The following is a 6,413-nucleotide window of genomic DNA, read 5'->3' on the forward strand; positions in this document are numbered from 1 at the left end:
CGTCAGCCTAGCCACCCCGCGCCCGTTCGCACGGGCGATGAACCGAGTGGCGGACCACCCCAGGTCATCGGGTATGGTTTACGTCGTTGCCACGGAGCGAATCGAAAGAGAGCCCGAGGTGACACCCCATGGCGGTGTGCCCGAGTGGCCAATGGGAGCGGACTGTAAATCCGTCGGCTTAGCCTACCCAGGTTCGAATCCTGGCGCCGCCACGGAACGAGGCCCCTGACCTGAAAAGGTCGGGGGCTTCTTTCGTTTCCCGGCGCCGTTCCCGGCCCTCGCCGGCCGGCCCTCCGGCGCCCAGTGCTCCGCCGCCCGGTCCTCCGCCGCCCGGCCCTCAGCCGCCCGCCGCCGCCCGCACCGCCTCCGCGACCGGCGTGTCCCCGCCGATCAGCTCCAGCGTCCGCCCCGCCGTCCCCGGCTCGTCCAGCAGCGCCGCGAGGACCGCCGCCACGTCGTCCCGGCTCACCTCGCCCCGCCCCGTGGACTCCCCGAGCGTCACCCGCCCCGTACCGGCGTCGTCCGTGAGCCGCCCCGGCCGCAGGATCGTCCAGTCCAGCCCGGCCCGCGCCCGCACGTCCGCGTCCGCCGCGCCCTTCGCCCGCAGGTACGCGGCGAAGACCGGATCCGTGCCCTCCGGGGGCTCGGTGTCGGCCCCCATGGAGGAGACGACCAGGAAGCGGCGGACCCCCGCCGCCTCGGCCGCATCGGCGAAGAGCGAGGCCGCCGCCCGGTCCACGGAGTCCTTCCGGGCGATCCCGCTGCCCGGCCCCGCACCGGCCGCGAAGACCGCGGCGTCGGCCGTCTCCAGATGCTTGACGATGTCCTCCACCGCGGCCGACTCCAGGTCGCACACGACCGGTTCGGCGCCGGCCGCCAGCAGGGCACCCGCCTGCTCCGGCCTGCGGATGATGCCTGCGATCTCGTCCCCGCGCGCGTGGAGCAGCCGCTCCAGCCGCAGCGCGATCTGACCATGTCCACCAGCGATGACAATGCGCATGATCCGACCGTACGCCGATCACCGGGATCCGACAGAGGGCCTCGCCGGACCCGGCCGCGCGTCAGGACGGCTCGCCCCCGCCCCGCGAGGACTGCCGCGGCAGGTCCAGCGCCGCGGCGGCCGCGGAGGTGTCGCAGTACTCCCGCACGGCGCTCGTCCGGGCCACCACCCGCCCCCCGTGGACCACGAGCCGGCTGTAGCCCAGCGAGAGCACGCCCTCGACGCGCTCGCCCCGGACGGCCAGCAGCTCGGCCGGGAAACCCGCCTCGACCCGTACCCGCGGCAGCCCCATCGCCGCCCGCGCCCACCCGCTGACCGCCTCGTACGCCTCCTCCGGCCGCAGCTCGCCGTGCGAGGCCAGCAGGAACGCGGCCTCCAGGGGGTCGCCGCGGCCCACCGGGTTGGCCGCGTCCCTCAGGGCGCCGCTGCCCGCCGCGACCCGGACGCCCGCCGCCCGCAGCAGCCGCACCGGGGCGCAGCGCGAGACGCGGCCGCCGCGCTGCTCCAGCGTCCCGCAGTCGCCCTGCGGCAGGCACACGACGGTCACCCCCGCGGCGGACAGCTGCTCGGCGGCCCGTACGGCCAGGTCGCGGGGGAGCCGGGCGAGGCCGCCGCAGGGGCCGAGGGTGACGCGGGGGCGCAGCCCTCCGGCCATGGCGGCCAGCCGGGCGAGCCGGGCCGGGTCGGAGCCGTCGGTGTGCAGGTCGACGGGGCAGCCGTACTCGGCGGCGAGGTCGAGGGCGGCCTCGGCGAAGCCGGTGGGGTCGGGGTCGAGGTCGGGGCAGCCGCCGACGGCCGCGCCCATCTTCACCGCGTCCCGCAGCAGGGCCAGCCCGTCGGCCCCGGCCACGCCGGTGAGCAGCCGGGGCACGGCGACCGCGGTCAGGTCGGTGAGGCCGCGCAGCGCCCGCCGGGCCTGCAGGACGGCCTCCAGCGAACGCAGCCCCTGGACGTCGCCGATGCGCACGTGGCAGCGCAGGGCGGTGGCCCCGTGCCCGAGCTGCAGCAGCGCGGCCTCGGTGGCCCGCCGCTGGACGTCCTCGACGGCGTACGAGACGGGCCCGTCGGCCTCGGCGGTGAGCGCGGTGGCGCCGTGCGCGTGCGGCTCGGCGGGCGCGGGCAGCAGCAGATAGCCGCTGAGGTCCACGCGCGGCCCGGGCGCCAGGCTGCCGGCGGTGCCCACCGCCTCGATGTGCCCGCCGCTCAGCCGCACGTCCACCGTGCGGCCGTCGGCCAGGCGGGCACCGCCGAGCACGAGGGCGCCGTCGCCGGGCACGACGGCGGGATGGGCGGCGGGCCTGGGCGCCTCGCCCCCGGGCTCCGCCGGGGGCTGCGGCTGGCTGTCGGGCATCGCGCTCCTCCGGGGGCCGGGGCGTGCATGATCACGCAGCACGTCCGAGCGTAGGGCGCGGCCGGAACGGCTTCGAGCAAGCGACGAATAGTCGTACTGGTGTGGTGCGGGAAGCGTCCCGTGACGGCGCCGCGGGCGTCCTCCGGATACGGATTTCACCTTCGGCGGCCAACCGTGTAATGTCTTCCTCGCTCGCCCCAATAGCTCAGTCGGCAGAGCGTCTCCATGGTAAGGAGAAGGTCAACGGTTCGATTCCGTTTTGGGGCTCTGGTGTGAGAGGTTCCTCGCCTTCGGGCGAGGATCCCTCCCGCATCAAAGCGGTGTAGCTCAGTCGGTAGAGCAAGCGGCTCATAATCGCTGTGTCACCGGTTCAAGTCCGGTCACCGCTACACGTAGTAGCCGATTGTGGGGTCGGTCCTCCGGTCGGCTACTCTTGTCTGCGTTAATCCGTCCATTCCGTCAAGGAGCACTCACGTGGCTGCCACCGACGTCCGCCCGAAGATCACGCTGGCCTGCGTGGAGTGCAAGGAGCGGAACTACATCACCAAGAAGAACCGGCGTAACGACCCGGACCGTCTTGAGATGAAGAAGCACTGCCCCCGTTGCAACTCGCACACCGCGCACCGCGAGACGCGATAACACCAGGCTCGTTCATGAGGCCGTCCCCATTCGTGGGGGCGGCCTCGTGGCGTATCCGCCACCCTCATCCACACCAGTCCCCTCAGGAGGTGCCGGGCCCATGCCGCTCGACCAGTCCTTCGTAGGGCGGACCTATCCGGCGACCGACCCGTACGAGGTCGGCCGGGAGAAGATCCGCGAATTCGCCGAGGCCATCGGCGACACCAACCCGGTCTACACCGACCCGGAAGCCGCCAAGGCGCTGGGCCACCCGGATGTGATCGCCCCGCCGACCTTCGTCTTCTCGGTCACGTACCGGGCCGCCGGCCAGGTCGTGAGCGACCCCCAGCTGGGTCTGGACTACTCGCGCGTCGTGCACGGCGACCAGAAGTTCGCCTACGCCCGCCCCGTCCGGGCCGGTGACCGCCTGTCGGTCGTCTCCACGATCGAGTCGATCAAGTCCCTGGCGGGCAACGACGTCCTGTCGATCCGCGGCGACGTCCAGGACGAGCACGGCGAGCACGTGGTGACCGCGCACACGACCCTCGTGGCCCGCGCGGCGGAGGAGGCGTAGATGACTGCCCGGATCTCCTACGACGAGGTCGAGATCGGCACGGAGCTTCCGGCCCGCTCCTTCCCGGTGTCGCGCGCGGACCTGGTCCGCTACGCGGGCGCCTCGGGCGACTTCAACCCGATCCACTGGAACGAGAAGTTCGCCAAGGAGGTGGGCCTGCCGGACGTGATCGCGCACGGCATGTTCACCATGGCCGAGGCGGCGCGCGTGGTCACGGACTGGGCGGGCGACCCGGGGGCCGTGGCCGAGTACGGCGTGCGGTTCACCCGTCCGGTCGTCGTGCCGAACGACGACGAGGGCGCGGTCATCGAGGTCACCGGCAAGGTCGCCGCCAAGGACGACGAGCGCCGCACGGTCCGCGTGGACCTGGTGGTGCAGAGCCGCGGCCAGAAGGTCCTGGGCATGTCCCGGGCGGTCGTACGGCTCGCCTGACGGCAGGGGCGCCGCACGTCAGCGGCGCCCTTCGTTCTTGACGCGTGAAGTAAGTGACCAATAACTTACTCCTCATGGTCAGGATGAGCGCGGAGGAACGGCGCGAGAGCGTGATCCGCGCCGCGATCACGGAATTCGCGCGCGCCGGCTACAAGGGGACGTCCACCGAGGCGATCGCACGCCGCGTGGGCGTCTCACAGCCGTACCTCTTCCGGCTCTTCCCCACGAAGGAAGCGATCTTCCTGGCGGCGGCGCACCGCTGCCTGGAGGAGACGCGCGAGGTCTTCGCGAAGGCCGTCGAGGGCGCGCCGCCCCGCGGGACGCTGCAGGCCATGGCCGCGGCGTACGACCATCTCATCTCCGAGGACCCCGAGAAGCTGCAGATGCAGATGCAGATCTACGTGGCGGTGGCCTCGGCCGAGGCGGCGGGGGATCGCGAGTTCGGCAGCAGTATCCGGGCCGCGTGGCTGGAGTTGTGGGACGGGGCGCATCTGGCGCTCGGCGGGGACGCGGGGGAGACCACGCGGTTCCTGGCCAAGGGGATGCTGATCAACACGCTGATGTCGCTGGGCTTCCCGCCGGACCACCGGGTGTGGAACGGCTTCTGAGACGCCCGGCGCGGCCGGAGGCCCTTCCGTCCGGGCAGCAAAGTTAGTGAGCAATTACTAAATAACAAGGGGGAAACATGCCACCCAAGGCCGTCTGGGCCCTGGTCATCACCGGCGCGGCGGGCTTCATGGCCGCACTGGACAACCTCGTCGTCACCACGGCCCTCCCCGCGATCCGCAAGGACCTCGGCGGGGCGCTGGAAGACCTCGAATGGACCGTCAACGCGTACACGCTCACCTTCGCGGTCCTGCTCATGTTCGGCGCGGCCCTGGGCGACCGCTTCGGCCGCCGCAAGCTCTTCGTCACCGGCCTGACGGTCTTCACGGCGGCCTCCGCCGCGGCCGCCCTGGCCCCCGGCATCGAGGCCCTGATCGCCGCCCGGGCCGTCCAGGGCGTGGGCGCCGCCATCACGATGCCACTGACCCTCACCCTGCTCACCGCGGCCGTCCCCGCCGGCCGCCGGGGCCTCGCCTATGGCATCAAGGGCGCCGTGGACGGCCTGGCCGTGGCCGGCGGCCCGCTGATCGGCGGCACCCTCACCCAGCACGTCTCCTGGCAGTGGATCTTCTGGCTCAACGTCCCGCTGGGCCTGGCCCTCATCCCCCTGGCCCGCCTCCGCCTGGACGAGTCGCGCGCCGGGAACGCCCGCCTGGACGTCCCCGGCACGCTCCTCGTCAGCGGCGGCCTCTTCGGCATCGTCTACGGGCTGGTCAACGCGAACGCGCACGGCTGGACGAGCCCCCAGGTCCTGACCGCCCTCATCGCGGGCAGCGCCCTCATCGGCGGCTTCATCCACCACGGCTTCCGCCACAAGAAGCCCATGCTTCCCATGCGCCTCTTCGGGAACCGCGCCTTCGCCGGCGTCAACGCCGCGAGCGTCTTCATGTTCCTGGGCATGTTCGGCTCGGTCTTCCTGCTCAGCCAGTTCCTCCAGAACGCGCTCGGCTATTCGCCCACCGAGGCGGGGCTGCGCATGCTTCCCTGGACCGCCATGCCGATGATCGCGGCGCCGCTGTCCGGCCACCTCGCCGACCGCATCGGCAGCCGCCCGGTCGTCGTCACCGCGCTGGCCCTCCAGGCCCTCGGTCTGGCGTGGTTCGCACTCGTCATGAGCCCGGACGTCTCCTACGCGGCCCAGCTCCCGGGCCTGATCGTCAGTGGCATCGGCATGGGCCTGTTCTTCGCCCCCGCGGCCAAGCTGACGATGTCCAGCGTCCGCCCCGAAGAACAGGGGATGGCCTCCGGCGCGAACAATGCGCTGCGCGAGGTGGGCGGGGCGCTCGGGGTGGCCGTCCTGGCCTCGCTCTTCTCCGCCCGGGGCGGCTACGGCTCGCCGCAGCGCTTCGTGGACGGCCTCGTCCCCGCGCTCTGGGCGGGCGTGGCCGCGGTTGCCCTCGGGGCGCTCGCAGCGCTGCTGATCCCCGCCCGCGACGCGGTACGAGCCGCTCCCGCCGTGCAGCGGCGGGAGCATGCCCACTCACCCGCCCGCTACTGAGACAGCAGGGGCACTGCACCGGCAAACCGGCAAGGGAAAGGCGGCACCGGAAAGCCGACGACGCGCGGAGGGGGCCGGGGGCGCAGGGGTGGGGGTCCGGGGCGCTGACGTGTATTTGTGGGCCCGATGAGGAAGAGGGCAACACCGCGGCGCCGGGCACGGGCCCGTAAATATACGGCCCCGGACCCCCGCCCCCGCGCCCCCCGCCCCCCCCCCCCCCCCCCCCCCGCCCCCGCCCCCCGCCCCCCCCCCCCCCCCCCCCCCCCCCCCCCGCCCCCCGCCCCCCCCCCCCCCGCCCGGGGGGCTTTTGCCTGGGGCGGGTGGGGTGTTGGCC

The 6,413-nt window shown here is 73.3% G+C and carries 7 protein-coding genes and 3 tRNA genes; 8 read left to right on the plus strand and 2 right to left on the minus strand.

Annotated features, from left to right (window positions below; all coding sequences use genetic code 11):
- Positions 1 to 130: 130 nt before the first annotated feature.
- Positions 131 to 212, plus strand: a tRNA-Tyr gene (locus tag ACFZCD_RS32745).
- Positions 213 to 337: 125 nt separating this feature from the next.
- Here ACFZCD_RS32745 and ACFZCD_RS32750 read toward each other — a convergent pair.
- Together ACFZCD_RS32750 and ACFZCD_RS32755 are read right to left on the minus strand one after the other, a co-directional pair.
- Positions 338 to 1,000 (minus strand): NAD(P)H-binding protein, encoded by a 663-nt coding sequence (locus ACFZCD_RS32750; RefSeq protein WP_391836701.1) that lies wholly within the window; start codon positions 998 to 1,000, stop codon positions 338 to 340.
- 61 nt (positions 1,001 to 1,061) lie between these two features.
- Positions 1,062 to 2,351 carry an amidohydrolase family protein gene (locus tag ACFZCD_RS32755; protein ID WP_391836702.1) on the minus strand — a complete coding sequence of 430 codons (1,290 nt, stop codon included), beginning with the start codon at positions 2,349 to 2,351 and terminating at the stop codon, positions 1,062 to 1,064.
- Positions 2,352 to 2,545: 194 nt separating this feature from the next.
- Between ACFZCD_RS32755 and ACFZCD_RS32760 the strand changes: the two genes are divergently transcribed.
- The 7 genes from ACFZCD_RS32760 to ACFZCD_RS32790 all read left to right on the plus strand — a co-directional run bounded on the left by ACFZCD_RS32760 (position 2,546) and on the right by ACFZCD_RS32790 (position 6,079).
- Positions 2,546 to 2,618, plus strand: a tRNA-Thr gene (locus ACFZCD_RS32760).
- A gap of 49 nt (positions 2,619 to 2,667) precedes the next feature.
- Positions 2,668 to 2,740, plus strand: a tRNA-Met gene (locus ACFZCD_RS32765).
- An 85-nt stretch (positions 2,741 to 2,825) separates the two neighbouring features.
- Positions 2,826 to 2,990, plus strand: a complete 165-nt coding sequence (gene rpmG / locus ACFZCD_RS32770) for a 50S ribosomal protein L33 (protein WP_006604855.1) — start codon at positions 2,826 to 2,828, stop codon at positions 2,988 to 2,990.
- Between the two features lie 100 nt (positions 2,991 to 3,090).
- Positions 3,091 to 3,543 carry a MaoC family dehydratase N-terminal domain-containing protein gene (locus ACFZCD_RS32775; protein ID WP_391836703.1) on the plus strand — a complete coding sequence of 151 codons (453 nt, stop codon included), beginning with the start codon at positions 3,091 to 3,093 and terminating at the stop codon, positions 3,541 to 3,543.
- Positions 3,544 to 3,975, plus strand: coding sequence for a MaoC family dehydratase (locus ACFZCD_RS32780; RefSeq protein ID WP_391836704.1), 432 nt, complete (start codon positions 3,544 to 3,546; stop codon positions 3,973 to 3,975).
- A 74-nt stretch (positions 3,976 to 4,049) separates the two neighbouring features.
- Positions 4,050 to 4,583 carry a TetR/AcrR family transcriptional regulator gene (locus ACFZCD_RS32785; protein WP_391836705.1) on the plus strand — a complete coding sequence of 178 codons (534 nt, stop codon included), beginning with the start codon at positions 4,050 to 4,052 and terminating at the stop codon, positions 4,581 to 4,583.
- 77 nt (positions 4,584 to 4,660) lie between these two features.
- A complete protein-coding gene (locus tag ACFZCD_RS32790) occupies positions 4,661 to 6,079 on the plus strand; it encodes a DHA2 family efflux MFS transporter permease subunit (protein ID WP_391836706.1) in 1,419 nt (472 codons plus the stop codon).
- The last annotated feature ends 334 nt before the right edge of the window (positions 6,080 to 6,413 follow it).

It is taken from the genome of Streptomyces sp. NPDC008001, assembly GCF_042958085.1.
GTDB lineage: Bacteria > Actinomycetota > Actinomycetes > Streptomycetales > Streptomycetaceae > Streptomyces.